The organism is Cytobacillus sp. FSL W7-1323 (assembly GCF_038595015.1).
In the GTDB taxonomy this organism is placed as follows: domain Bacteria; phylum Bacillota; class Bacilli; order Bacillales; family Cytobacillaceae; genus Cytobacillus; species Cytobacillus kochii.
The window spans coordinates 3,558,450-3,582,833 of record NZ_CP151998.1 but is presented as its reverse complement, the minus strand read 5'-3'; the positions used below and the strand labels follow the sequence as shown (position 1 = coordinate 3,582,833).

The following is a 24,384-nucleotide window of genomic DNA, read 5'->3' as shown; positions in this document are numbered from 1 at the left end:
TCCTTTGAAAAAAGTTGCTCTTTTAGCACCAAGATATCATATAATAGGGTGAAAAGTCCAAATCATTGACTATATATTTAAAGTTGATGAAATTAGTCGGATTTTATAGTATAATAAAGGCAATGATGATAAAGGAGTGTATTTTATGCCATCAGTTGAAAGTTTTGAATTAGACCATAACGCTGTCAAGGCTCCATATGTGAGACATTGTGGCGTGCATAAAGTAGGAACAGACGGAAAGATCAACAAATATGACATTCGTTTCTGTCAGCCAAACAAAGCGGCTATGAAGCCAGATTCTATTCACACACTTGAACATTTACTTGCGTTTAACATTAGAACACACGCAGAGAAATATGATCATTTTGATATTATTGATATTTCGCCAATGGGTTGTCAAACAGGCTACTATTTAGTTGTAAGTGGTGAGCCAACAGTAGAAGAAATTATCGACCTTTTAGATGCAACAATGAAAGATGCTGTTGAAATTGTAGAAATACCAGCAGCAAATGAAAAACAATGTGGTCAAGCGAAGCTACACGACCTAGAAGGTGCAAAGAAGTTAATGAAATATTGGCTTTCTCAATCAAAAGAAGAATTAAAGCAAGTATTTGCTTAAGTGGTTCTCCTTCCATCATATTTGATGGAAGGTTTTTTATTTTTACTGAAGTGATTTGTTACTTCACCCACGCAAACAGAAAGTATAAACCTTCTCTGAACCAAGAGCCAGTTTAAATCTAAAGGACGAAGAGAAATTAAATCTGTCACTCGTATAAATGAATATCCACTCCAGTTCTTACAGGTCATTTCCTTTTCAACTCTTATTTTTATTCTTAAGCTATGTTAAATGATAATGTTGATATTATAAAATATACAAGGGAACTCTATATTCGCTAGGAGTTCCCTTATTCCGTATAAGTTCAAGAAGATTAAATAACTCATCAACTTTCTAACCAGAATGTAAATTATATTACTTTTACAGACTGATAATCTTGTTAAGAAATGTATGTAAAGTTTTAGTATATAAATCTGGTTGTTCCCTATGTACCAAGTGACCAGAAAAAGGAATAACAGATATATTAATATTATAATTTAATTGCTTGTAGGTTATAGCGGCGGAAACTTCTATTTCTTGCTTTTCGCCAACAATACATAATGTTGGGATTTTGATATCAGATACATCACCTGTTTTATCAAAGGGGTAGAAATCTTCATCATTGAAAGATTGAAGTAACAATTTCCAATCACTTTCTCCGTGAATTTCGTTTAAGAATGCTACGGCTTCTTCGTTATTAAACAATTGTTCATAGGATGCAGCTTCTTCTCTTGAAAGTTCTGTCCAGTTATCAGGCTCTACTGGAAATATCCCAGAAAAGCTGAGAGACTTAACCTTATTAGGATATACTTTAGCAAAAAGCAAAGCAGCGATTCCACCTATTGAAACTCCTGCAATATGACATTGTTCAATATTCAGAAATTCCAAGGTATCATTTAAATCTTTGACACAACGATTAAAGTAATTATCGATTTCTCCAACAGACTTTCCGTGTCCTCTTAAATCAGGTCTAATTACTTTAAAGTTCCTAGCTGAAAAGTATTCACTTTGTTCCTGATACTCGGTCAAGCCAGTCATTCCTCCAGAGTGAATGAGAACTAAGGGTTCACCTTCACCTGTAATATTTGTATGTAAAATCATATAATCCCTCCACCTCTTTGTTTAATTAATATGTCCTATAACTAAATACGCTTCGTTACCCATTTGGAAAATTCTGATAAACTAATTTTATCATAGGCAGCATCCGTTAAAAACAGACAACTTTCAACAATTATCTTGCTAACCGTCGTGTCGTCATTTCGATGTTTAATTTGGTCTAGAAATTGAAACCAACTCCAATAATGGTCGAGTTATTGCGTTGCCACGCCATTAAACCGATTTATCCAGCCCTTCAAACGACTATGATAACTATTCACATTTTCGATATGATAAACGCCTCGGACACGTTCTTTTCCATCAGATTTAAACCTATAGTGCTCAAACGTCTTTTTCTTTTGCGTAAGTCATAAATACCCGCCAAGCATAGGTACATAGAACATTTGCAGGAGACAGTATAGTGCCAATTGCCTCTTCCAGTCGGGGTTTTACAATTCGACCCTGACCAACGACCTTCGAATACGTTGCCTTCTGACGTGCTCTTGCAACCAATACACAAACTTGTTCTTTACTAATATCTCGTTGTGAAGACGAACCACCTCGTTTACGTGCATTTCGACCATCAATTTTGCGTTTCCCTTTTTCTGAGTACAGAAAATAAGTCTCATCCATCTCCACGATACTTTCAAATCTGTCAAAATCATTTGTTTAATAGCTGAAAGGAGCTTGTGTCTATAGAACAAAGTTACATAGTGAACCCCTAAGAGTTCTGACGATTTCCGAAGTGAGTAATCCTCTATCATACACTGAACGAACTCCAACCATTTGTGAGGATGGTGAGTACCGTGAAGAGGAGTATTCGTTAGGTTAGTAAATATCTTAGCACAACCTTGCAGCGGTATCGTTGGCGTACAATTGTGCGAGTACCCATTTTCACGTTGTATTTTCCGAACCGAAATGCGTTATTGGAATCGCAATGAGAACAAGTGAATCCGTCTTTATGCTTCCGCTCTGAAACCTCTTTATATTTAGTCTCACTAGCGGTATAGGAAGCTAAGGATGTAACAATGAACTCTTTCCGGCGGTATTGGTCTGCTGTACTAAACTTTTGGATTTCTAGCATGATGTCCTTCAATGCCATTCTAAACAACTCGCTCTCGTCTTATTTTACGTTCATTATAGAACAAGAGTTCTTTTTATTCAGATATCAATAGAGTTATTTAACATAGCTTATTCTTAAAAAAATTCTATGAAAAAACTCATTTTTTCTATTGAAAATTAATCTATATTTTATAGAGATACTGGAGGAATAATTTCAGTTAACAGCAAGATGAAAAATATAAGTCCGATAAGAAAAAAAGTGAGGGAAGCGAAAAAGAATGGTCCTCGTCTAAATATAGTTGGTGGTTCTACAAATGGTGTAAAGCCCGTTTCTGCACGAGTTTTAGCATCTTGTTGCTCCTTGATGTAAGGGAGCCCTCCAGAAAAGTAAATGCTTGTGATAAGAAATACAATGCCCGTAAAGAATATGACTTCAATAAAGGGCACAGAAAACTGAGAAGAGAGAAAATAAGTGATACCTGTTTCGATGGCAAAGGTAATGAGGAAAATAGTCCAAAACTTTATCTTCATCAACAAGACTCCTTTTTTATCCATATATTCCTATTTTATGTTATAGATCACCATAAATCTATACAAAAAACCACCGACTCACAGAATCGGTGATAGTAGGCGCGATATAGATTCCTTGAACTTAATATAAAAGGAACGGTTATTGTAATCATCTAATGTAAGGTTACGTGATACTCTTACATCATTATAGAAGCTAGCTGCTACTTCCTCAGCTATCTTGCGGTCATAAATAAAGGCATTGACCTCAAAGTTGAGCCTAAAGCTTCGAACATCGATGTTGGCTGTCCCAACAGATGCAATTTCATCATCAATTACGATTGTTTTCGCATGAATAAAACCATTATCATAAATTAGCACTTTTGCTCCAAGTTTTAATAATTCGCCAATGTACGAATAGGTAGCCCAATAAACAAACATATGGTCAGGTTTGTTAGGAATCATAATTTTTACATTCACACCTGACAAAACAGCTATCCTAAGCGCATCAACAACACTAGCATCAGGTATAAAATAAGGAGTTTGAATAAGGATGGTTTCTTTTGCGGACATAATCATTTTTATATAACCAAGTTTGATTTGTTCGAGTTCGTTATCTGGTCCACTTGCTACAATTTGCATAGGGATACGTCCCTTTGTAGTGATAGGGGGATAATACTCCGGTAAATAGTGAATATCATGACGATGTGAAGCTTGATTCCAGTCAAGTATAAAGCGTGTTTGTATCGCATAAACTGCGCTTCCTTCTATCCTTAAATGTGTATCTCGCCAATAACCGAATTTCTTATTTAAACCTAAGTATTCATCTCCAACATTAAAGCCACCAACATAGCCAATTTTGCCATCAATAATTACTAGCTTGCGATGATTACGATAATTTAACCGTAAATTAATAAAGTGGAATTTAGAAGGAAAGAACGCCTCAACCTCTCCACCAGCCTCACGTAAGCTCTTAAAAAACCGTTTGGTTAAACTTCTTGATCCTAAATCATCATATAAAATGCGGACCTTCACACCTTCACGGGCTTTTTTATTCAGAAGTGTGATTAGCCTTTTGCTTAATGCATCCCTTCTTAAGATATAGTATTGCAGATGGATATGGTCAGTAGCGCCTTCTATATCTTTAAATAGGGCATCGAACTTGTCTTTGCCATCTGTATACATTTGTATAGCATTATCTTGCGTAAGTACAGCATCATTATTTACTAATTGCATATGAATGAGGTCATAATGATTTTGAACTTGCTCATTCTCTGCAGGCAAACTGCGATTATGAAGCGCTGATATTTGCATTTTGAGCATTTCATCAATGCCTATTTTCTTACGATCTTCCCATTGAAACATTTTCTTCTTTTTGGAGAAGTTTTGTCCGAATAATAAGTAAATGGCAAACCCGAGTAGCGGGATAAAGAACAAAACTAGTAACCACGCCCATGTGGATGCGGCGTCTTTTCGTTCAAGAAAAATAACGACAATGGCAAGAATCATATTTAAAAGGTAAATGAGTCCAATAAATATGGAGTAAATATCCATAGAAGTGCAGATTCCTCTCAAAAAGTATTAGTGTTACTTTATATCCTTGTCCTCTTGATTGGGTGCCTTATCCTCTTCTGAAAGAGGTTTCGGTAGAGGATCTACGGTATGTTTGAATGTGTAAGCTTTGGATGTTGTCATTACACTTAAAATAAGGATTGTAAAGACAATAATAATTGATATCATAATGACAATAATATAAGTCATAAATAGTCTCCCCCTTTACAAAAGCTATTTTACCATTTCTCTCTTTTAATCTGAACTAAAATATCTTTCCTTATCCGATAGTTATGTGTTTGAAAATTGGATAAGCGGGTATCTTATAAGTGGAGGTTGATAAATATGAGCGAAAAATTAATCCAATCAGTAAACAAACAAGTAGCAAACTGGACTGTAATGTATGTGAAGTTACATAACTACCATTGGTATGTTAAAGGAAGCAACTTCTTCGTATTGCATGAAAAATTTGAAGAACTATATAACGAAGCTAATGACCATATTGACGAATTAGCGGAAAGAATACTTGCTTTAGGTGGAAATCCTGTAGCAACAATGAAGGATTGCTTGGATACGGCTTCTATTGAAGAAGCAACAGGTAAAGAAGACGCAAGAGACATGGTACAATCTGTATGGAGTGACTTCGATAAAATGTTAGATGAACTACAAGAAGGTATTGAACTAGCTGATGAAGCGAAAGATGAAGCCACTGGTGATATGCTGATTGCAGTTAAACAGAGTGTGAAAAAACATAACTGGATGCTTAAAGCATTTTTAGGATAAGCGGAAAAAGATCTCTTTTAAGAGGTCTTTTTTAATTTTGGGAAATATAAAATGTGCAGGAAGAGACGATATGAAAGAATGTGGAATATGAAAAGAGCCGAATGAAAAGGAAATCTGAAATTGCGAACTTTAGTGGGCTGAAAAGAGCCGAGAATAGTTGTTAAACTGGAATACGAACACAAGAAAGTGTAAAGAACTTAGAACTCCAGCATTGATCCGACTAAACTGTGGATTTCTGTCGAGATGAGTAGGGGTATGAGTAGTTGCCCGACTAAACTTTGTTTTTCCGTCGAGATGAGTAGGGATATGAGTAGTTGCCCGGCTAATCTTTGTTTTTCCGTTGAGATGAGTAGGGATATGAGTAGTTGCCCGACTAAACTTTGTTTTTCCGTCGAGATGAGTAGGGATATGAGTAGTTGCCCTACTAATCTTTGTTTCACCGTCGAGATGAATAGGGATATGAGTAGTTGCCCGACTAAACTTTGTTTTTCCGTCGAGATGAGTAGGGATATGAGTAGTTGCCCGACTAAACTTTGTTTCACCGTTGAGATGAGTAGGGATATGAGTAGTTGCCCGACTAATCTTTGTTTCACCGTCGAGATAAGTAGCGATTCGTTGAAATGCCCGACTAAACTGTAGATTTTCGTCGAGATGAGTAGGGATTCGGGCAAATGCCCGACTAAACTGTGGATCTCCGTTGAGATGAGTAGCGATACAAGCAGTTGCCCGACTAAACTTTGTTTCGCCGTCCAGATGAGTAGCGATTCCATCATCTGCCCGACTCAACTCTGCATCCCCATCCTGATGAGTCGTAATTCCATCATTTATTTGAATCAATATCAAGTGAGAGAAGACCAAGATGCTTCTAACATGCCACTAATTAATTTGGCAAATATAGCAAGTTAAATGGGTGAATATTCAGCTTCACTTTTAAACATGCCACCAAGTTTATCCTTATTTCCCCAATCCACCACTTTCTGTAACATGCCACTTTTTTATCAGAAGCCTATGTAGACTCAATGATAATTTTGAGGCTTTGTAAAATCACTTTCTGCAAATTTTCCTTTAAGGGATTCAATAACATAAAGCCCCATTAAATTATATAGTTCTTGGTTATCCAGTTCTTCAATTAATGTAAGGATATCTTCTCGGGACATTTCCTCTAAGAAAGCAAACGTAAGCATATCAATATCTTCTTCGTCACCTGTAAGCTTATTACGATAATAGTCGTACAGTTCATCAATAATTTTCATTATTTGCACCTGCCCATTTTCATCTTATTTTACGTTTAGTATATGTTAAGTTCATGGTTTTGCTCATTTTTCGTATAAATTCATTCATAATGAGGGAAACAAATAATAAGAAGAAAGGGGCTGAAAGTGTGGATCAGAAGAAAACTTATTATATTACGGTGAATGATGGTGAAATCTCACAAAGTTCTACTTCCTCATCATGGAATTTTAAAATAGAGGCAACTGATGATGAAATTATCGAATTGAGAGAGTTGTTTGATCAAAATTACTCAACAGAATGGGAAGGTTTTTTCCGGGCTCATGTTCCTTATTTACAGTATCATTTCGACAGGCAAAATGATAAGTATGATGATGGTTTGACGCAAATATATAGCGCCATTTATCGATTAGGCGATGAAGAAGCTAAAAATCATATTGTCAATATGGGGATTCTTCCCCCTGAACAACAATAAAACTGTGCTCTAAACACCGTTATAAATATTGACGGTGTTTTCACCTTTTCCTGTACGTTACGTTTCTTTCCAAGTAAAATATACCAATAAGTATATGTAAAGTGGGAGATTAAATGGAATATTTTATCGATCAAAACGGGAATCGTGTAGCACTCTCATTTAATGAAGAAGGATTTGAAATGGAGCCGCGTCATGTGTTGGTGTTATGTAAAAAAGGCGATGACTGGTTATTAACGAACCATAAAGAAAGAGGGTGGGAGTTTCCAGGTGGAAAGGCGGAGGAAGGAGAAGATATATATACAGCTGCAAAGAGAGAAGTAAAGGAAGAAACCGGAGCAGTCTTGTCTTCTATTGAACATATTGGTACATATCAAGTAATGGAAAAACATCGTTCCTTTATAAAGGCTATCATGTTTGCAGAGGTTGATTATTTACAAAAAGTAGACCATTATTTCGAAACGGATGGTCCAAAATGGGTAGCGATTAATCAGCTCATGAGGGAGATTCATCAACCCAATTATAGTTTTATAATGAAAGATCGTGTAGTAGAGAGAAGTGTAGCTTATCTACAAAATCGCTTGAAATAAAGGGCTGCACGCTCATGCAAGCCCTTAGTTGTTTTTTATTAATTTCTTCTCTAAAAATTCTACTGCTTGATACATAATGGTAGCTAATACAGCTATGACAAGCAGAGAGAGCATAACTAAAGTAAAGTTAAATACTTGGAATCCGTAAATAATCATATAACCTAATCCTTTAGAGGCGACGAGAAACTCCCCGACGATCACCCCGACCCAAGATAAGCCGACATTGACTTTAAGTGTGGAAATAATTACAGGAAAGGATGACGGAAGAATGGCTTCCTTAAATATTTGGAAGCGGGTTCCACCAAAGGTTTGAAGCACTTTTATATAATTTGGATCTACCTCTCTAAAAGATGTATAAACGACGATGGTTGTGATAATAACGGAAATAATCGTTCCCATTGCTACAATCGACGTGAAGCTAGGTCCAAGAGCGACAATTAAAATCGGTCCTAAAGCCACTTTCGGCATACTGTTTAAAATGACGAGATAAGGATCTAGAATCTTAGAGAGAAACGGTGACCACCATAGAATCGCCGCCAATATCGTTCCCAATAATGTCCCTAAAATAAAACCGAGTATGGTTTCTGATAAAGTAAAACCTAAATCAAAAAACAGCGTACCATCTTGAACTTTAATTAAAAAGAGCTCCCATACTTTTGAAGGTGAACTGAAAATGAGAGGATCAATCCACTTGTTTCTACTGGCAATCTCCCAGCCTGAGAAGAAAATAAGAAAAATAACGAGTTGATAAAATCGTACCCAATACTTTTCTTTCTTAAGGGAGCGGATATACGCATTATGGAGTGCTTTTGTGTGACTCTTGTGATCCAAGGGACTCCATCTCCTTCCAAATCGTTTGAAAAATTTCTGCATTCATTGGGTGGTTTCTTGTATCGAATGGAGAGCATTCTCTTAATTCTTCAGGTATTTCAAATACTTTATGAATCTTACCAGGGCTTGGTGCGAATAAATAGATGCGATCGCTCATCGCAATTGCTTCGCCGATATCATGTGTCACAAGAATAGCTGTTTTTCCAAATGATTTTAATGTGTCAGATACAAGATTTTCTAAATGCAATTTTGTTTGATAATCGAGAGCGGAAAATGGTTCATCTAACATGAGAAGTTTAGGTTCGGTTGCCAGCGTCCTTACAAGTGCTACCCTTTGTCGCATGCCGCCTGATAATTGTTTTGGATACAATGACTCGACATCTGATAAGCCCATTTGTAATAATAAATCTTTTGCATAAGCTTTTCTTTCTTCATCTAAGTGATGATTGATCTTTAGACCCAAAAGAATATTTTCCTCAATGGTTTTCCAAGGGAATAGATAATCTTGTTGCAACATATATCCAATTTCACTTTTCAATGTAGCTACTTGTTTTCCTTCTAATTCTACACGGCCCTCCGTTGGTTGGAAAAGACCAGCAATGATAGATAACAAGGTTGTTTTGCCACATCCGCTCGGTCCTAAAAATGAAATGAATTCTCCTTCATTCACTTGAAGTGAGATATTAGAGAGAGCCGTCACTGCATTTGATTTCGTAAAGTAAGTATGATGAATATCTTGCACTTTTAAGAATGTCATCTTGCAGTCTCCTCTTTTTTTTTCTGGATGGTTGAGCGAACAGAATCATTCTATCCGCTCCACATAGTACTATTCTTTAATCACTTTCTCAGCAATGGATGTGTTGACAAGAGTTTCATAATCCACTCGAGCAGGCAGTTCACCTGCTTCATCCATAATATTTTGCAAGTTCTCCCATTCTTCTTTTTCTAAAATAGGATCGGTCGCAAAGGACCCTTGACTTTTATAACGATCAATTGACATGGTTAAAATTTCTAAATCTGTATTATCAAAGTATTTTGTAATGATTTTAGCTGTTTCTTCTGCTGAATGTTCATCTACCCATTGTTGCGCTTTATAGATGGCACGTGTAAATTTCTCTACTGTTTCTTCGTTTTCATTGATGAAGCTATCCTTTGTCATATATGCTGTATAAGGAAGATGGCCAGATTCTTCACCGAAGGAAGCGACGATATGTCCAATGCCTTCTTTTTCAAACACACTCGCAGTCGGTTCGAATAATTGTACAAACTCACCAGTACCAGATGAAAAGGCAGGAGCGATATTGGCAAAATCAATATTTTGAATTAGCTCTAAGTCAGCATGTGGATCAATATCATGTTTTTTTAACGTATACTCACCAGCCATTTGCGGCATGCCACCTTTTCTTTGCCCGAGGAAGGTACTCTTCTTTACCATATCCCAAGTGAAATCTTGGATATCTTCCCTTGCAACAAGGAAGGTGCCATCTGTTTGCGTCAGTTGGGCAAAATTTATGACAGGATCATTTGCTCCTTGCGCCTGAACATAAATGGATGTTTCAGAGCCAACAAGAGCAATATCAATACTATCGGATAATAGCGCAGTCATCGTTTTATCGCCGCCGGCAGTGGTGGTTAACGTAACATCCAAACCTTCCTCTTTAAAAAAACCTTTTTCAATTGCAACATATTGGGGAGCATAAAAAAGAGATCTTGTGACCTCACCGATACGTATTTTTGTCACATCCTCTTTTCCACAAGCTGCAAGAGGAATGAGTAGAACAGAAATACAGAGAAGCATGAAGCTCCATTTAAGCCATTTTTTCATTTGAGAACCTCCTCATTCAATGTTTCTTAGATTTTTGCATCTAAACTATCTTATGAGGGTGACAAATTTGTGTGATTGCCCATGTGAAATTTTTACTATATGTAAAGGAGGGAAAAGCATTGATAATCGATAAATGGCGGTTTCCATCTCCGCATCCTCAAGTGAAATTATCAATCATTACATACTTATCTAATGATCTAAAAATCAAAGGTCTATTAGCTGAACCAGAAAATAAAAACGTATCAGAAGGTTTTCTATATTTAAGAGGTGGGATTAAGAACGTCGGTAAAGTGCGCCCTAGTCGGATTGTACAGTTTGCCCTCCAAGGTTTCATTGTATTTGCGCCTTTTTATCAGGGCAATCAAGGAGGGGAGGGAAATGAAGATTTTGCAGGTGATGATCGTTATGACGCTTTTTCAGCTTTTCAACTTTTAGCAGAACACCCTCGGGTTAAAAGGGTACATGTCTTTGGGTTTTCTAGAGGAGGTGTAATGGCGTTATTAACAGCCTTACATATGCCTAAAGCGGCTTCAGTTGTTACGTGGGGTGGTGTTAGCGATATGTTCCTCACATATGAAGAAAGAGTGGACTTGCGTAAAATGATGAAACGAGTCATCGGTGGAACGCCTCATAAATACCCAGAAAGATATGAATATCGCACACCATTATATGAACTTAATCAACTGCAAGCAAATGTATTAATTATTCATGGTGTCTTAGATCATAATGTTTCTGTCGAGCATGCCTTCCGCTTAGAGAAGCGATTAAAAGAGTTAGGTAAACCTGTAGATACATGGTATTTCAAAGAATATACGCATTATTTTCCGCCAGCTATTAATAGACAAATTGTCCGTGATCTTGGGCGGTGGATGAAAGAACAATAAGCTTTATTGTATAGAGATTGTAAGATACAATAGTAATATAAAACTCGATGAACAAGGAGCAAAACAATTATGGGTATGCCTTTAGAATTAAATACAATGATCGTTACGAAAGGAAGAGAAGAGAGGCTAAATGAAAACCTTTTTACATTAACAAAAGAAGGATACCGCCTCTACCCACTAAATATTCCACTTGAAGTAAAGAAAACAAGAGACGGTGAAATCAGTGGAATGGGAAGCATCCAAAAGTTAGAAATGGAAAATGATTGTACGAAAATCTTTTATCAACTGATTTCGCTAAAAACTACAAATTAAAAATTGGCCCGACTGCTTTTGCAGTGTTGGGCTTATTTTGTATACAAATGTCTATTGAAACTTTGCATGAATATAAGTATTTATTAATCGGTGTCCATCAACAAAAGATCATCGTTTCTTAAGTTAGCAGCTAATTTGTAGACTCATAAAGGGCGAATATTGGATACATAGGAAAGATAGTGAGTGGTGGCTATATGAAACAAGCCGTCGATTGCAACTTGGTGAGATTAGCTAATCGATTGACTTAAGTTAATCGCACTTATTAGAAATCGAAGCCGGTTGAACCGGTATTTTGACCCTCAAAAATAAACAGTGAGTGATGAGTGAAGTGAAATTATTGAAACAAAAAACCTTCGAGTCGGATGCTCGAAGGTTTTTTTAATTAAGCGATAGGACCGCCTTTTTCAGCGATTTCACTAGAGATATTACCGAATTTCTTGAAGTTTTCACGGAATTCATTAGCAAGTTCTTTTGCTTTTACATTATATGCATCTTGGTCTGGCCAAGTTTTGTTAGGCAATAGTACTTCATCTGGAACACCAGTTACATGTTGAGGAATTTCTAAACCGAATACTTGGTCAGTTACTGTCTCAACAGAATTTAGTTCGCCTTCTAGAGCAGCTTCAACCATTGCTCGTGTATAAGCAAGCTTCATACGGCTTCCTACACCATATTCTCCACCAGTCCAACCAGTGTTTACTAGGAATACTTTCGCGTTATGCTCGTCAATTTTTTTACCAAGCATTTCTGCATACTGTTGAGCTGGTAATGGTAAGAATGGTGATCCAAAACAAGTGGAGAAAGTCGCTTGTGGTGAAGTAATACCACGCTCAGTACCAGCCAGCTTAGAAGTGTATCCACTTAGGAAGTGATACATTGCTTGTTCTTTATTCAATTTAGAGATTGGAGGTAATACACCAGAAGCATCAGCTGTTAAGAAGATAATAGTATTCGGGTGACCTGCAATACTCGGGTCAACAATATTGTCAATTGCTTGTAATTGGTAAGCCGCACGCGTGTTTTCCGTTAGCGTATTGTCCGCATAATCTGCTACGCGTGTTTCTTTGTCTAATACAACATTCTCAAGTACAGCGCCAAAACGGATGGCATCGAAAATTTGTGGTTCTTTTTCACGTGTAAGGTCGATACACTTCGCATAGCAGCCACCTTCAATGTTGAATACTCCATTTGGAGACCAGCCATGCTCATCATCACCGATTAAACGACGGTTGGGATCAGCTGATAATGTTGTTTTACCAGTTCCGGAAAGGCCAAAGAATAAAGCAACATCACCTTCGCGGCCAACATTGGCTGAACAGTGCATAGGGAGAATTCCATTTTCAGGAAGCATGTAGTTCATAACAGAGAAAATAGATTTTTTCATCTCACCAGCATACTCAGTACCACCAATAAGTACAATACGGCGTTCGAATGAAACGATGATAAAAGTTTCTGAAGCTGTACCGTCAACTGCTGGGTCTGCTTTGAAATTAGGTGCTGAAATAACTGTAAATTCAGATTCGTGATCTAATAAATCTTCTTCTGTAGGACGAATAAACAATTGGTGTGCAAAAAGGTTATGCCAAGCATATTCATTAATTACTTGGATTGGCATACGGTGTTTTTTATCCGCACCAGCAAATCCTTTGAATACGAAAACTTCTTCTTTCTCTTTTAAGAAAGCAATCACCTTGTTGTATAAGTTATTGAAGACTGCTTCAGAAATTGGTTGGTTCACACTTCCCCAGTCAATTTTATCTTTAGAGCTTGCTTCTTCAACAGTATATTTGTCTTTAGGTGAACGACCTGTATACTTACCTGTTGTCGCGCGAATTGCACCAGTAGATGTAAGAACACCTTCGTTTCTGTTTAATACTTTTTCAACTAGTTGCGGCACAGATAATTGAACTTGGATGTTTTCGCCTTTTAGTAAATCATTTAACTCAGTTATCGATACAGAATTCATCTGATGAATACCTTCCTTTATATAATATTATTTAAGAGATATGCATCTCAGTCGCTATTTGTGATTATTTCTTCAAAAATAGTATAACACATTTATTCATTCAGTCTATACTATATAAATCATTTTTATATAATTAATGAAATTGTCACAAATACAGGCAGTATTCATTATAAATAGCTTTTGCAAATTTAAAAAGGATAATCAGCAAATTTAATGTAATTTTTATATATATTAAGGAAAAAGAACGGTATGATCTTAACTAAAATTATCCGTTATCAAAACTAAAGTTTATAGAGTCGGATATGACAATTTTTACATTGAATTGTTAATGAAAAACATTTGACTATATTCCATGTGTAAGTTATGATGAATCCTTGAACGGATACTCTCTTATCCCGAGCTGGTGGAGGGACAGGCCCTATGAAACCCAGCAACCTGCCAACTACATTTTCATGAGCAAAGGTGCTAACCTGATGCAAGGATTTATTACTCACTATCCTTGAACGATAAGAGTGAAAGGCGCGAATCATTTTGCTTCAACCTTTTCACTAAATCAGAGAAGAGGTTTTTTTTCATGCTTTTTAACATGATGTTGGCGAATACGAGGAGCGGCTTTTGGAATGTACTATTTATGTATGGGAAAAAGACCAACCATTTTATTCTCAATATTCCAAGTTAGCGCATAGGTTATTAAGGGTATGAGATAAACATTGGCCCATAAATAATGAAGATTCAAATAAGGGAATGAGTTCCGTATCAAAAATAAAGACTATAATAAAGTCTTATTGATTCGATAAATAAGGAGGAAGTCAGATGTCAACAAAACGTAGATTGTTTACTTCTGAATCAGTAACTGAAGGTCATCCGGATAAGATCAGTGACCAAATATCTGATGCAATATTAGATGCTATTTTATCACAGGACCCAAATGCGAGGGTTGCTGCGGAAACGTCTGTTACTACAGGTCTTGTATTGGTTGCAGGAGAAATCACTACATCCACATATGTAGATATTCCAAAAATCGTTCGTGAAACCATTAAGGAAATTGGTTATACACGTGCAAAATATGGCTTTGACTCTGAAACATGTGCTGTATTAACTTCTATTGATGAACAGTCAGCTGATATTGCTATGGGTGTAGACCAAGCATTAGAAGCGCGTGAAGGACAGATGACTGATGCAGAAATTGAAGCCATTGGTGCTGGAGATCAAGGTTTAATGTTTGGCTTTGCATGTAATGAAACAAAAGAGCTTATGCCATTACCTATTTCATTAGCTCATAAACTTTCTCGCCGTTTAGCTGAAGTAAGAAAAGAGGAAATCTTACCTTACCTTCGCCCAGATGGTAAAACACAAGTAACAGTAGAATATGATGAAAACAACAAACCTGTACGTATTGATACAATTGTTATCTCTACGCAGCACCATCCAGAAATTAGTTTAGAGCAAATTCAACGCAATTTAAAAGAGCATGTAATTAACCCAGTTGTTCCTACTGAATTAATTGATGAAAACACAAAATACTTCATCAACCCAACAGGTCGCTTCGTTATTGGTGGACCTCAAGGTGATGCTGGCTTAACTGGTAGAAAAATTATCGTTGACACATACGGCGGTTATGCACGTCACGGTGGTGGTGCATTCTCTGGTAAGGATGCAACGAAAGTTGACCGTTCAGCTGCTTACGCAGCTCGCTATGTAGCAAAGAATATCGTTGCTGCTGGACTAGCTGACAAAGCGGAAGTACAATTAGCATATGCAATTGGTGTTGCTCAGCCGGTATCCATCAGTATTGATACATTTGGAACTGGAGTAGTATCTGAGGATGTTTTAGTTAAAGTTGTTAGAAACAATTTTGACCTCCGTCCTGCTGGCATTATCAAAATGCTTGATTTACGCCGTCCGATTTACAAGCAAACAGCCGCTTATGGACATTTTGGTCGTACAGATATTGATTTACCTTGGGAGCGCACAGATAAAGCGGAAGAATTGCGTAAGGAAGCTTTAAAATAAATTAGAAAATTATGGCTGTAGAAAACTCCTTTAATGAGTTTTCTACAGTTTTTTTATGTGGAAAAGGGGCTATCGTTAAATTTTAATAAACGTACAATTGAGCCAAAGCGATTAGCTCGTACTTCAAGAAGTGGAATAGCCAAAGATAGAAGAGTAAAAGTCGTTTTTTTAGATATTACAGTAGCAAATAAATATAATATTTTAAGCCCCCTAATAATGGACAAAAACCCTTAAGGAAACGATTTCATATAAAATTAAAATAATTGTCATCTTTTCGTCTTAAATTGAGGGTAAAGAATAAACATCCTTAAGTATATGAAGAAGTAAACATGAACATACTGCCTAGCATAAATCATTCCATTTTTTTTTCGAAAGGTGAAACTTTTTAAAATAACTTATCGTCTATACAAGGTATGGGAAAAAATACAAACTAGATGAAATAAAAAGTAGGTGACGTACATAATGTGTGGTTTTATTGGTTGTATACATGATCAAGCACAAAAAGTACAAGAAGCAGATAAGCAATTTGAGAATATGAATAACATTATTACTCATCGTGGACCAGATGATTCAGGATATTATCGTGCAGACCATATCCAATTTGGCTTCCGTCGATTAAGTATTATAGACATTGAAAGTGGTCATCAACCACTGACTTATGACAATGGTAAATACTGGATTATTTTTAATGGAGAAGTTTATAACTATGTTGAACTACGTGAGGAATTAATCAATAAAGGACTAACTTTTGAAACTAATTCGGATACTGAAGTGATTATTGCTTTGTACAGTTATTACAAGGAGAAGGCGGCAGAAAAGCTGAGAGGTATGTTTTCCTTCGTTATTTGGGATAAAGAAAAGCAAGAAGTTTTTGGAGCGAGAGATCCTTTTGGAATCAAACCATTCTATTATTTTGAAGATGGTGAAACCACTTATTTTGCCTCTGAAAAGAAAAGTATCCTGTTGGCATTAAAAAACGATGTCATTAATTATGATGCTTTGCAGTATTATATGACTTATCAATTTGTACCTGAACCGATGACAATGTCGGTGGGTATAAAGAAACTTGAGCCAGGTCATTATTTCAAGAAGAAAATCGGTGGATCTATGCATATCCAGCGTTATTGGAAAGCACATTTCCAACCTGTACAAAAAGAAGAATCTCAGTTTATTAAAGAGATTCAAGATGTTTTAACTGACTCAGTTAAAATGCATATGCGCAGTGATGTACCCGTAGGTTCGTTTTTATCCGGCGGGATTGATTCTTCTATTATTGCATCAATAGCAAAACAGTTTCACCCTAATATTAAAACGTTTTCAGTAGGTTTTGAAAGAGATGGTTTTAGTGAAGTGGATGTGGCTAAAGAAACAGCTGAAAAACTAGGTGTTGAAAATATAAGCTATATCATCTCTCCAGAAGAATATATGCAAGAAGTTCCAAAAATTATGTGGCACACGGATGATCCATTAGCGGACCCTGCTTGCGTTCCACTTTACTTTGTCGCAAGGGAAGCAAGAAAACATGTAACGGTGGTATTATCAGGCGAAGGTGCTGATGAATTGTTTGGTGGATATAATATATATCGTGAACCACAGGATTTGGAAATTTTTAGTAAAATGCCTTCGGCAGGAAGAAAGTTATTGCGTACCCTTTCTCGAATCATGCCAGAGGGGATGAGGGGTAAGAGCTTTATTGAACGAGGAACGACGCCAATGGAAGAACGCTACATTGGCAATGCGAAAATGTTCTTAGAACATGAAAAAAGAGAATTATTGCAGGTTTATAATGAGAAGAATGATTTTAAAGATATTACCCGTCCATTATATGCTGAAAGTGCAGCCTATGATGCGGTTAATCAAATGCAGTATATTGATATTCATACTTGGATGCGCGGAGATATTCTTTTAAAAGCAGATAAAATGACGATGGCACATTCATTAGAATTGAGGGTACCATTCCTTGATAAAGAGGTCTTTAATGTGGCTTCAACCATCCCAACTCATTTAAAAACGTCTCATCAAACAACGAAATATATCCTTCGTAAGGCAGCGGAAGGTATTGTGCCGGAACATGTGTTGAATCGTAAAAAGTTAGGCTTCCCGGTCCCTATCCGTCATTGGTTAAAAGATGAGATGTATGATTGGGCGAAAACGTTAATTAAAGAAAGTCATACAGATTATTTAATTAATAAAGAGTATGTAGTAAACTTACTTGAAATGCATGCACAAGGAAAAGCAGATTATAGTAGGAAAATCTGGACGGTACTTATGTTTATTGTGTGGCATGATGTGTTTATTGAAAAGAAATATGATTTTGAAAAGCAATTTATTTCAGCAACAACAGCACACCTTTAAGTCAACAACTGTGAAAAAGAATGAAAACCCGAACTGAGTTCGGGTTTTCTTGTTGTTAAAGTAAAAAAATTCTAAATGTCTTAACTGTACTTTACTAATTTAAATAAGTAATTGCCTGCCTGCCCATTTGTTCCCAACCGGCCTGGAACTCTTTGATAGGTGCTTTCTTATTTTTTATATTAGAGAAGGGGTCATTAAAGTATATATATTGTTCATCGTATCCAGTCACTAAAACGGAATGTTCTTTATACGTAATGTCAATTACGCCGCTTGGTGTGTGCCATGTCTGAAAATAAGCATCAGGCAGTTCATTGTATTTCGTATTAATGATCACCCAGACAGGCTTCTCATTAGAGAGATGTGTTTTGATTGACGAAAAGTCATCACCAGTAAAATCATGAATCCTCTCTGGTAAATAGTTTTCTGCCAGCTCTTTAATAGGCGTATGGTAAACACCGAGACCTCGATTGTTAAAAGAGTACATATCGCCAATAAAACCGTCATTGGGGTGACCATAATAAATCTTGCCATCTTTTTTTTCAAAGGTTGCAGGGTTTTTCCTAATTTCTTTAGCTAAAGTCATTTTATCCACAGTTACGCCTGCGTGGTTGAGTAACATCGCAAGGCTTGTAACCTCACATCCGCGAGGGAGTTCTGGAAATTGTGATATGACCGGAATGTCTAATAATACTTGTTGTTTTATTTTTACGATAAATTCTTCATTGTTTGTTCCTTCCGCCCATTTGTTCTCTCGGAAAAGGGCAGCATCAGCGTGTTCCGTTGTTGCTTTCGGAGAAGGAAGAAGGAAGATTAAAATAAGAAGAAGGATAAGCAGTTGTTTAGCACCATTTTTTAGCAGTTTAATAAATAAATAAACTAACAAAATTAATGCCAATACAATAATAAATTTCAACAATTACACCACCTAAAAAATGTCTTCCACTTATTATCGGCGATTGAGCAGAATTTATCAGAAGTTATTGCCTTTCTTTTTTTTGTGCTTTGTAATACTGCCCTTTCTCAGCATATTCTCGTATAATCCGTTCCATATCCTTTTTATCATCGTCATTTAATTCACGCACTACTTTTGCTGGACGACCAAATGCTAAAGTGTTTGGAGGGATGATTTTACCTTGAGGAACAAGACTACCTGCTCCGATAAATGCACCTTCACCAATTTCTGCTCCATCTAAGACGATAGAACCCATGCCAATTAATGCTTTTTTTCTTATTTTACAACTATGTAAGATAACTTGGTGTCCAATTGTTACTTCATCTTCCAGGATGAGTGGGTTATTAGGGCTTTGGTGAAGAACTGAATTGTCTTGTATATTCACTCTTTTTCCAATATAAGTGGGTGCAACATCACCGCGGATGACTGTATTGAACCAAACGCTTGATTCTTCGCCAATTTCTACATCACCCGTAATAGTTGTATAATCAGCAATAAATACATCATCAGCAATTTTGGGTTGTTTGTCATGAAAAGGATAAATCATTGTTATCATAGCTCCTTTTTACCTTAGTCAATTTAGAATGACTGTTTTCTAGCCATTCTGTTCTTTTTTAATATTATATCATGGAGAAATCATGAGAAATCGTGAAGATTTTTAAAAGGTAGGATATAATAAAGGGTAACAAACTTGAACGAAACAGAATTGTTTTTAGGAGGATCAGACGATGTGGAAATGGGAAGCTGAGGGTGAGGCAAAAGGTGTGATTGTGATGGTTCATGGGGCAATGGAACATCACGGCAGGTATGGTTGGTTAATAGAAATGTGGAGAGTATCAGGATTTCACGTTGTTATGGGTGACCTTCCGGGTCAAGGAATGACGACTAGATCACGAAGAGGGCATATTGATTCTTTTCAAGAGTATCTTATTGAAGTAAAGGATTGGATACAAGCTGCTTACACCTTTGATTTACCTGTTTTTCTTTTAGGTCATAGTATGGGTGGTTTAATAACAATACGCTTGTTACAAGAAGAAAGATTAAAGCTTGCGGGCGTCATTCTTTCATCTCCATGTTTAGGGCTTATGAAAAATCCACCAAAGCTACTCGAGCTTGCGTCGTATCCTTTAAATAAAATTGCTCCTACATTGAGAGTCAATTCGGGGTTAACTATTGATATGGCAACAAGGAATGCTGATGTAAGAGAAATGGATGTAAATGACACACTGTATATTACCAAAGTGTCTGTACGATGGTTTCGTGAACTACACCAAACAATCAATTTGGCATTTGAAGATATAAAAAAGGTGCAAGATGTTCCTTTACTGGTTATGCAAGGTGGGGATGACAAAATCGTTAATAAAGTTCCTGTTAAACAATGGTTCAATAAAGCTCCGTTTACTGAGAAACGTTTTAAAGAATGGCCAAAATGCTATCATGAAATCTTTAATGAGCCGGAGAGGGAAGATGTATTTGATTACGCAAAGGATTTTGTAATGAGTAGTTTGCGGTCTATCGGGTATATCGTATAGTAAAGAGTAAAGGGAGTCCATGTAATGAATGTTCCAACAATGCCGATCAGCTTAATGACAAATGCATATAAAAAAGTGATGCCTGCTGTGAATGAGGAGTTAAACAAATGGCGCAAATTGGCGGAATCAATCCCCAATGATGAATTAAAGTCACAAGCACTTTCTAGCATAAAAGATAAAACCTTTCATTGTGAGGGTGGGGCCATCATGTCACTTTTGGCCGTTGATGACTATCGTCAAGTCATAACGTTTATTGTTGCCTATCAAACCATTAGTGATTACTTAGATAATCTATGTGATAGAAGTACATCGATGGACCCTAAAGATTTTACGGCAATACATGAAGCGATGCGTCACTCATTGTTAATCGATGAGCAGTTACCTAAGGTGAATTATTATCGTTATCGGGATGACCAGGAGGATGGTGGCTATCTGTTAGCATTAGTGATGACTTGCCGTAAAGTTTTAGCTTCTATGGAAAATTATTCATTGATCAAAACTTATTTGACAGAGCTTTGTCGTTATTATTGTGATTTGCAAATACATAAACATGTGGCAATTGAGGAAAGAGTTTCTCGCCTGCAATGTTGGCATAAAGAACATCAAGATATCATCCCACCTATGAGCTGGTATGAATTTTCTGCTTGTTCGGGTTCTACACTCGGTATTTTTTGCTTAGTTGCTTATGCAACGAGAAGGGACTATAAGGAAAGTTACGGGGAGATTATACGTAATGGGTATTTTCCATATATACAAGGTCTGCACATTTTATTAGACTATTACATTGATCAAGAGGAAGATAAGGAAGCCGGAGATTTAAACTTTTGCTTTTATTATGAAGATGAAAAAGAATTATTTGAGCGCATACGTTATTTTGTAAAGTGTGCAGATGAGCATACGGACAAGCTTCCTCATAAACGATTTCACCTTTTAATTAATCGAGGATTATTAGGGTTATACTTATCGGATGAAAAAGTCGGGAGAGGACAACAAATGAAAAAACTAGCAAGAAAGATGATTAAATCTGGTGGATTCTCAAGCCTCTTTTTTTATATTAATGGTCGTGCCTATCGCGCATTAAAAAGTAGGCAGGGGGTTGTGCGTTCATGAATCGCGCGGTTAATAGCTTAAAATCATGTCTAACGATAAAATTTGCAGAATAAAGTTCTCCAGCCCATAAAACTTGTCATCATCGTGGAACATTAGTAAGGGGCTTCTAGCTCAATAAATCGGAATCAATCCAGAAAACAAGAGAAAAGCAGGAACAGGATACTCTAACTCGGAAAAATCTGACTCGCAAGCGGCATCTAGTCAACCATTAAGAAAAGGCTACAAGTAGACTAGGATAACTCAGATTCGATTCAAACAAAAGTAAACGAGAATAAAAAAAACAAGAACAAATTTGTTCTTGTCTGTTCGGGAGTGTTTCTTTGTCTTAACTTACCTTTTCTCAATCGCAACAATAAAAGGTGGACGGTTAGCTTGGTTAATGAATTGATATTGCAAAATATGAGCAGTATTTTGATCAATGGTTTTCAAGTAACGCAAAATATAGTCACGCTCAACAGCACCTTCTGGATGGCCGTGATAAATCACCAAAATAATGATGCCTTCAGGTGCCATCATATCAATTAACTGTTCAATCGCGGAAATGGTTGTTCTCGGTCTTGTGACAATCGTTTTGTCTCCACCAGGTAAGTACCCGAGATTAAAAACAGCGCCAGTGATACGGCCGAAATGGATTGGTGGAATGCAAGCAGTCACATGCTCATGACCACGATTGAATAGAACAGTACGATTAGAAAGTTCATGTTCATCAAGTTTTATTTGGGTAGACTGTATGGCTTCATCTTGGATATCGAATCCATATACTCTGCCATGTTCGCCAACGAGCTGAGCTAAAAATAATGTGTCATGTCCATTTCCAAGTGTAGCATCAACCACGACGTCTCCTGGTGCAATTGCTTTCTGTAGTAGTTCTCTCGCAAATGGTAGAATACGTTCTAGCTTCAAGAGCTCACCTCCTCGGTAAATGGTTGATAATATTTACCTTGCCAGCTATCTCTTTGCTTCAGTTCATGATCAATGCCATTTAGCACATCCCATTTATTCACACTCCACATAGGACCAATCATAAGGTCGATGGGACCATCGCCAGTGATGCGATGAACAATCATCTCTTTAGGTAAAATCTCTAATTGGTCACAAACTAACTGAATGTATTCATCTCGGCTAAGGAATGAAACCATTCCCTTTTCATATTGCTTAACCATCGGTGTTCCTTTTAATAGATGTAATAAGTGTATTTTAATTCCTTGTACATCTAATTTTGCAACCTCTTGTGCTGTTTCCATCATCATTTCAGGTGACTCTTCAGGTAAACCATTAATGATATGAGAACAGACACGTATATCATGTTGACGAAGTTTCTTTACTCCTTCTTTATAGCAATCATAATCATGTGCACGATTAATTAATTGGGCTGTTTTTTCATGAACGGTTTGTAGGCCTAATTCAACCCATAAGTATGTTCTTTTATTAAGGTCAGCTAAATAATCTATGACATCATCTGGTAAACAATCAGGCCTTGTGGCAATAGATAAGCCAACAACCCCTTCTTGTTTTAAAACAAATTCATACTTTTCTTTTAGTACTTCAACAGGTGCATGGGTATTTGTGAATGCCTGAAAATAGGCGATGTATTTTCCGTTTTTCCATTTCTTATGCATACTATCCTTGATTTTAATAAATTGTACGTCTAATGGTTCTGCACGATTACCGGCAAAATCACCTGATCCTGCTGCGCTGCAAAATGTACAGCCACCATGAGCGACAGTACCATCCCGATTAGGACAATCGAAGCCTCCATCCAAAGCAACTTTAAAGACCTTGTGCCCGAAATGTTTTTTTAAATGAAAGTTCCATGTATGATAACGTTTTTGATCATTTGTATATGGAAATTGAGTCAGTAAATCCAAAGTCAGCCCTCCTAAAGTCACCACTGTGACAAATTCAATATTATCATGAAAGAAATCATCAACTCAATTACACATTGATAACATTTCAATTAGTAGAAATCGAACACTCGGTAAATACTATCATTGAGGCGTATTTGCTTCGTACATTTCATTAAAAAAGAGGGGGAAGGCTTTTATGGCAACCCGTGATTCCGTACAACAATTAATGCAACAATGTGAAGAAGTCATTGAATTTGCTAACATGCAGTTTAAAGATGGGCAAATGCAAGAACATTATAACGATCAAGACTATGCTAAAGCGCTTGCTCATATCGAACAAGCCTACAATGATTTGATGACGATGTCTCATAGTGCTACAGATGCGCAGAGGGAAGAACTTCATCGAATGAGATTACAGCTACAGCAGTTACAAAATCAAATGATCATTACTCCCCATTAAGAGGTGAATAACAATTGGTTAGAAAAAAGTCAAAACAAAACAATCCAGAGCAAAAAACAAGAAATGGTATCAATAACCAAGAGGTAGAATTCGGTAGTGCCAATGTGATCCCACGATCTAAAAAGAAATATGAGGAAACAGGTGGGCAACCCGTTAAATCTAAATTTCATCCAGAATAAATAATATGTATTTAGTAAATGATCTGTACACAAGCAATTCTCGTGGAGTTTGCTTGTGTATGGTTATGATAAATTAAAAAATATTTCTGTATATTTCATACATAAATTCATCCATTCCTTCCGTTTATGCTTAGATTCAAGAGTAATTATTCATTTATATGTATAGATTAGATAGATGTCTAAATCTGTCACAAAATTAGTATTGAATCCATCATAAAAAACGAATAGAATTT

26 protein-coding genes, 1 pseudogene and 1 riboswitch are annotated in these 24,384 nt (G+C 36.6%); of the genes and pseudogenes, 12 read left to right on the top strand and 15 right to left on the bottom strand.

Going from position 1 to position 24,384, the window contains the following annotated elements:
- The first annotated feature begins 145 nt into the window (after nt 1-145).
- A complete protein-coding gene (locus MKX67_RS17985; protein WP_095372153.1) occupies nt 146-619 on the top strand; it encodes an S-ribosylhomocysteine lyase in 474 nt (157 codons plus the stop codon).
- Nucleotides 620-976: 357 nt separating this feature from the next.
- Here MKX67_RS17985 and MKX67_RS17980 read toward each other — a convergent pair whose 3' ends face one another.
- The 5 genes and pseudogenes from MKX67_RS17980 to ytzI all read right to left on the bottom strand — a co-directional run bounded on the left by MKX67_RS17980 (nt 977) and on the right by ytzI (nt 5,020).
- On the bottom strand, nt 977-1,696 hold the full coding sequence (locus MKX67_RS17980) for an alpha/beta hydrolase (RefSeq protein WP_322910379.1): 720 nt from the start codon (nt 1,694-1,696) through the stop codon (nt 977-979).
- A gap of 41 nt (nt 1,697-1,737) precedes the next feature.
- A pseudogene (locus MKX67_RS17975) lies at nt 1,738-2,792 on the bottom strand (IS1595 family transposase).
- 149 nt (nt 2,793-2,941) lie between these two features.
- On the bottom strand, nt 2,942-3,283 hold the full coding sequence (locus tag MKX67_RS17970; RefSeq protein WP_341097752.1) for a hypothetical protein: 342 nt from the start codon (nt 3,281-3,283) through the stop codon (nt 2,942-2,944).
- Between the two features lie 78 nt (nt 3,284-3,361).
- Nucleotides 3,362-4,813 carry a cardiolipin synthase gene (gene cls / locus MKX67_RS17965; RefSeq protein ID WP_095372155.1) on the bottom strand — a complete coding sequence of 484 codons (1,452 nt, stop codon included), beginning with the start codon at nt 4,811-4,813 and terminating at the stop codon, nt 3,362-3,364.
- A gap of 33 nt (nt 4,814-4,846) precedes the next feature.
- Entirely contained in the window at nt 4,847-5,020 is a 174-nt protein-coding gene (gene ytzI, locus MKX67_RS17960) for a YtzI protein (protein ID WP_095372156.1), read from the bottom strand.
- Nucleotides 5,021-5,155: 135 nt separating this feature from the next.
- Here ytzI and MKX67_RS17955 point away from each other — a divergent pair, with 135 nt between their 5' ends.
- Nucleotides 5,156-5,593 carry a Dps family protein gene (locus tag MKX67_RS17955; RefSeq protein ID WP_095372157.1) on the top strand — a complete coding sequence of 146 codons (438 nt, stop codon included), beginning with the start codon at nt 5,156-5,158 and terminating at the stop codon, nt 5,591-5,593.
- 129 nt (nt 5,594-5,722) lie between these two features.
- On the opposite strand, the gene MKX67_RS17950 is transcribed toward MKX67_RS17955, so the two are convergent.
- On the bottom strand, nt 5,723-6,379 hold the full coding sequence (locus MKX67_RS17950; RefSeq protein ID WP_342488514.1) for a hypothetical protein: 657 nt from the start codon (nt 6,377-6,379) through the stop codon (nt 5,723-5,725).
- Between the two features lie 230 nt (nt 6,380-6,609).
- Entirely contained in the window at nt 6,610-6,846 is a 237-nt protein-coding gene (locus tag MKX67_RS17945) for a DUF6154 family protein (RefSeq protein WP_095372158.1), read from the bottom strand.
- A gap of 89 nt (nt 6,847-6,935) precedes the next feature.
- On the opposite strand from MKX67_RS17945, the gene MKX67_RS17940 reads away from it, so the two are divergent.
- Nucleotides 6,936-7,298, top strand: a complete 363-nt coding sequence (locus MKX67_RS17940; RefSeq protein ID WP_095373621.1) for a hydrolase — start codon at nt 6,936-6,938, stop codon at nt 7,296-7,298.
- 113 nt (nt 7,299-7,411) lie between these two features.
- Nucleotides 7,412-7,885, top strand: coding sequence for an RNA deprotection pyrophosphohydrolase (gene ytkD, locus MKX67_RS17935; RefSeq protein WP_095372159.1), 474 nt, complete (start codon nt 7,412-7,414; stop codon nt 7,883-7,885).
- Between the two features lie 24 nt (nt 7,886-7,909).
- Here ytkD and MKX67_RS17930 read toward each other — a convergent pair whose 3' ends face one another.
- From MKX67_RS17930 to MKX67_RS17920, 3 genes are all read right to left on the bottom strand, one after another.
- The gene (locus MKX67_RS17930) at nt 7,910-8,716 is read right to left on the bottom strand and encodes an ABC transporter permease (protein WP_224938834.1); all 807 of its coding nucleotides are present in this window, start codon (nt 8,714-8,716) and stop codon (nt 7,910-7,912) included.
- Entirely contained in the window at nt 8,682-9,473 is a 792-nt protein-coding gene (locus MKX67_RS17925; RefSeq protein ID WP_095372161.1) for an ABC transporter ATP-binding protein, read from the bottom strand. The genes MKX67_RS17930 and MKX67_RS17925 overlap by 35 nt, the downstream gene beginning before the upstream one ends.
- A gap of 69 nt (nt 9,474-9,542) precedes the next feature.
- Nucleotides 9,543-10,541: an ABC transporter substrate-binding protein gene (locus MKX67_RS17920; protein ID WP_095372162.1), complete on the bottom strand. Its 999-nt coding sequence runs from the start codon at nt 10,539-10,541 to the stop codon at nt 9,543-9,545.
- A gap of 119 nt (nt 10,542-10,660) precedes the next feature.
- On the opposite strand from MKX67_RS17920, the gene MKX67_RS17915 reads away from it, so the two are divergent.
- Both MKX67_RS17915 and MKX67_RS17910 read left to right on the top strand, forming a co-directional pair.
- Entirely contained in the window at nt 10,661-11,425 is a 765-nt protein-coding gene (locus MKX67_RS17915; protein WP_095373622.1) for a prolyl oligopeptidase family serine peptidase, read from the top strand.
- A 69-nt stretch (nt 11,426-11,494) separates the two neighbouring features.
- The gene (locus MKX67_RS17910) at nt 11,495-11,737 is read left to right on the top strand and encodes a DUF2584 domain-containing protein (RefSeq protein WP_095372163.1); all 243 of its coding nucleotides are present in this window, start codon (nt 11,495-11,497) and stop codon (nt 11,735-11,737) included.
- 382 nt (nt 11,738-12,119) lie between these two features.
- Here the strand turns inward: MKX67_RS17910 and pckA are convergent, their stop codons facing one another.
- Nucleotides 12,120-13,703, bottom strand: a complete 1,584-nt coding sequence (pckA, locus tag MKX67_RS17905; RefSeq protein WP_095372164.1) for a phosphoenolpyruvate carboxykinase (ATP) — start codon at nt 13,701-13,703, stop codon at nt 12,120-12,122.
- 387 nt (nt 13,704-14,090) lie between these two features.
- Nucleotides 14,091-14,216, top strand: a riboswitch (SAM riboswitch).
- A gap of 300 nt (nt 14,217-14,516) precedes the next feature.
- Between pckA and metK the strand changes: the two genes are divergently transcribed.
- A complete protein-coding gene (gene metK, locus MKX67_RS17900) occupies nt 14,517-15,716 on the top strand; it encodes a methionine adenosyltransferase (RefSeq protein ID WP_322910375.1) in 1,200 nt (399 codons plus the stop codon).
- A 462-nt stretch (nt 15,717-16,178) separates the two neighbouring features.
- A complete protein-coding gene (asnB, locus tag MKX67_RS17895; protein WP_095372166.1) occupies nt 16,179-18,071 on the top strand; it encodes an asparagine synthase (glutamine-hydrolyzing) in 1,893 nt (630 codons plus the stop codon).
- Between the two features lie 94 nt (nt 18,072-18,165).
- On the opposite strand, the gene MKX67_RS17890 is transcribed toward asnB, so the two are convergent.
- Complete coding sequence (locus MKX67_RS17890; protein WP_322910374.1) at nt 18,166-18,984, bottom strand: C39 family peptidase; 819 nt, start codon at nt 18,982-18,984, stop codon at nt 18,166-18,168.
- Between the two features lie 64 nt (nt 18,985-19,048).
- The gene (locus tag MKX67_RS17885; RefSeq protein WP_322910373.1) at nt 19,049-19,570 is read right to left on the bottom strand and encodes a gamma carbonic anhydrase family protein; all 522 of its coding nucleotides are present in this window, start codon (nt 19,568-19,570) and stop codon (nt 19,049-19,051) included.
- A 181-nt stretch (nt 19,571-19,751) separates the two neighbouring features.
- On the opposite strand from MKX67_RS17885, the gene MKX67_RS17880 reads away from it, so the two are divergent.
- Both MKX67_RS17880 and MKX67_RS17875 read left to right on the top strand, forming a co-directional pair.
- A complete protein-coding gene (locus MKX67_RS17880) occupies nt 19,752-20,555 on the top strand; it encodes an alpha/beta hydrolase (RefSeq protein WP_095372168.1) in 804 nt (267 codons plus the stop codon).
- Nucleotides 20,556-20,579: 24 nt separating this feature from the next.
- The gene (locus tag MKX67_RS17875) at nt 20,580-21,665 is read left to right on the top strand and encodes a tetraprenyl-beta-curcumene synthase family protein (protein ID WP_322910372.1); all 1,086 of its coding nucleotides are present in this window, start codon (nt 20,580-20,582) and stop codon (nt 21,663-21,665) included.
- A 330-nt stretch (nt 21,666-21,995) separates the two neighbouring features.
- Here the strand turns inward: MKX67_RS17875 and MKX67_RS17870 are convergent, their stop codons facing one another.
- Complete coding sequence (locus tag MKX67_RS17870) at nt 21,996-22,568, bottom strand: class I SAM-dependent methyltransferase (protein WP_095372170.1); 573 nt, start codon at nt 22,566-22,568, stop codon at nt 21,996-21,998.
- A complete protein-coding gene (locus tag MKX67_RS17865) occupies nt 22,565-23,533 on the bottom strand; it encodes a TIGR01212 family radical SAM protein (protein WP_095372171.1) in 969 nt (322 codons plus the stop codon). The genes MKX67_RS17870 and MKX67_RS17865 overlap by 4 nt, the downstream gene beginning before the upstream one ends.
- A 175-nt stretch (nt 23,534-23,708) precedes the next feature.
- Here MKX67_RS17865 and MKX67_RS17860 point away from each other — a divergent pair, with 175 nt between their 5' ends.
- Together MKX67_RS17860 and MKX67_RS17855 are read left to right on the top strand one after the other, a co-directional pair.
- A complete protein-coding gene (locus MKX67_RS17860) occupies nt 23,709-23,972 on the top strand; it encodes a YtzC family protein (protein ID WP_095372172.1) in 264 nt (87 codons plus the stop codon).
- A gap of 14 nt (nt 23,973-23,986) precedes the next feature.
- The gene (locus tag MKX67_RS17855; RefSeq protein ID WP_095372173.1) at nt 23,987-24,151 is read left to right on the top strand and encodes a glycogen biosynthesis protein GlgD; all 165 of its coding nucleotides are present in this window, start codon (nt 23,987-23,989) and stop codon (nt 24,149-24,151) included.
- The last annotated feature ends 233 nt before the right edge of the window (nt 24,152-24,384 follow it).

Excerpts from the sequence above, each read along its gene's own strand:
- ytzI (WP_095372156.1), bottom strand. The coding sequence starts at position 5,020 with ATGACTTATATTATTGTCATTATGATATCAATTATTATTGTCTTTACA.
- MKX67_RS17980 (WP_322910379.1), bottom strand. The coding sequence starts at position 1,696 with ATGATTTTACATACAAATATTACAGGTGAAGGTGAACCCTTAGTTCTC.
- MKX67_RS17955 (WP_095372157.1), top strand. The coding sequence starts at position 5,156 with ATGAGCGAAAAATTAATCCAATCAGTAAACAAACAAGTAGCAAACTGG.
- MKX67_RS17880 (WP_095372168.1), top strand. The coding sequence starts at position 19,752 with ATGTGGAAATGGGAAGCTGAGGGTGAGGCAAAAGGTGTGATTGTGATG.
- pckA (WP_095372164.1), bottom strand. The coding sequence starts at position 13,703 with ATGAATTCTGTATCGATAACTGAGTTAAATGATTTACTAAAAGGCGAA.
- ytkD (WP_095372159.1), top strand. The coding sequence starts at position 7,412 with ATGGAATATTTTATCGATCAAAACGGGAATCGTGTAGCACTCTCATTT.
- MKX67_RS17945 (WP_095372158.1), bottom strand. The coding sequence starts at position 6,846 with ATGAAAATTATTGATGAACTGTACGACTATTATCGTAATAAGCTTACA.
- MKX67_RS17910 (WP_095372163.1), top strand. The coding sequence starts at position 11,495 with ATGGGTATGCCTTTAGAATTAAATACAATGATCGTTACGAAAGGAAGA.
- MKX67_RS17860 (WP_095372172.1), top strand. The coding sequence starts at position 23,709 with ATGGCAACCCGTGATTCCGTACAACAATTAATGCAACAATGTGAAGAA.
- asnB (WP_095372166.1), top strand. The coding sequence starts at position 16,179 with ATGTGTGGTTTTATTGGTTGTATACATGATCAAGCACAAAAAGTACAA.
- MKX67_RS17985 (WP_095372153.1), top strand. The coding sequence starts at position 146 with ATGCCATCAGTTGAAAGTTTTGAATTAGACCATAACGCTGTCAAGGCT.
- MKX67_RS17920 (WP_095372162.1), bottom strand. The coding sequence starts at position 10,541 with ATGAAAAAATGGCTTAAATGGAGCTTCATGCTTCTCTGTATTTCTGTT.
- MKX67_RS17875 (WP_322910372.1), top strand. The coding sequence starts at position 20,580 with ATGAATGTTCCAACAATGCCGATCAGCTTAATGACAAATGCATATAAA.
- MKX67_RS17925 (WP_095372161.1), bottom strand. The coding sequence starts at position 9,473 with ATGACATTCTTAAAAGTGCAAGATATTCATCATACTTACTTTACGAAA.
- metK (WP_322910375.1), top strand. The coding sequence starts at position 14,517 with ATGTCAACAAAACGTAGATTGTTTACTTCTGAATCAGTAACTGAAGGT.
- cls (WP_095372155.1), bottom strand. The coding sequence starts at position 4,813 with ATGGATATTTACTCCATATTTATTGGACTCATTTACCTTTTAAATATG.
- MKX67_RS17885 (WP_322910373.1), bottom strand. The coding sequence starts at position 19,570 with ATGATTTATCCTTTTCATGACAAACAACCCAAAATTGCTGATGATGTA.
- MKX67_RS17970 (WP_341097752.1), bottom strand. The coding sequence starts at position 3,283 with ATGAAGATAAAGTTTTGGACTATTTTCCTCATTACCTTTGCCATCGAA.
- MKX67_RS17940 (WP_095373621.1), top strand. The coding sequence starts at position 6,936 with ATGAGGGAAACAAATAATAAGAAGAAAGGGGCTGAAAGTGTGGATCAG.